The sequence below is a fragment of the Pedobacter vanadiisoli genome, assembly GCF_042684385.1.
Taxonomy (GTDB): domain Bacteria; phylum Bacteroidota; class Bacteroidia; order Sphingobacteriales; family Sphingobacteriaceae; genus Pedobacter; species Pedobacter vanadiisoli.
The window spans coordinates 1-603 of the sequence record NZ_JBHULL010000018.1; the positions used below are offsets into that span (position 1 = coordinate 1).

Sequence of the window (603 nt, forward strand, 5' to 3'; positions counted from 1 at the left end):
CTTCTGTAAGGGTAAGTGTACCTGTACTGGATGATAACATTGCTGAAGGAACAGAAACCGTGATCTTAACGATGGCAGCTGCTACCAGCAACCCATCGATTACGGCAAGTACGGTACCGGCTACGGTGAACATCACTGATAACGATACCTCGGTAGCTACGATTACTGCTGGTAGTTCAGGCAGCGAAAACGGTCCTGTAAACGGAACCTTTACGGTAACGCTGAGCAATCCATCATCACAGCCTACCACCATTACCTATACTTTGGGTGGAACGGCCACAGAGGGCAGCGATTACTCGGCCATTGTGACCAAGACCATCACCATTCCAGCAGGGCAGACTACGGGAACAATTACCATCCCGGTATTGACCGATAATATTGTTGAAGGCACTGAGACGGTTGTGGTTACTTTAACTGCATCAAGCAACCCGAATGTGACGGTAAGCAATAGCCCTGCAACGATCAACATTACTGATAATACCACCGCCACGGTAACCGTTGCTGCCACTAAAGATGGTGCAGAACCAGGCACAGCTGGTGAGTTCACCTTTACCTTAAGTAATGCATCGACTACTGATACGCAGATTACCTATTCGGTAACCG

Annotated in this window: 1 protein-coding gene; it reads left to right on the forward strand. The window is 48.6% G+C overall.

The features are described 5' to 3' along the window. Positions 1 to 603: Calx-beta domain-containing protein (locus ACFSR6_RS17505; protein ID WP_379081228.1), on the forward strand; the 603-nt coding region annotated here is incomplete at both ends.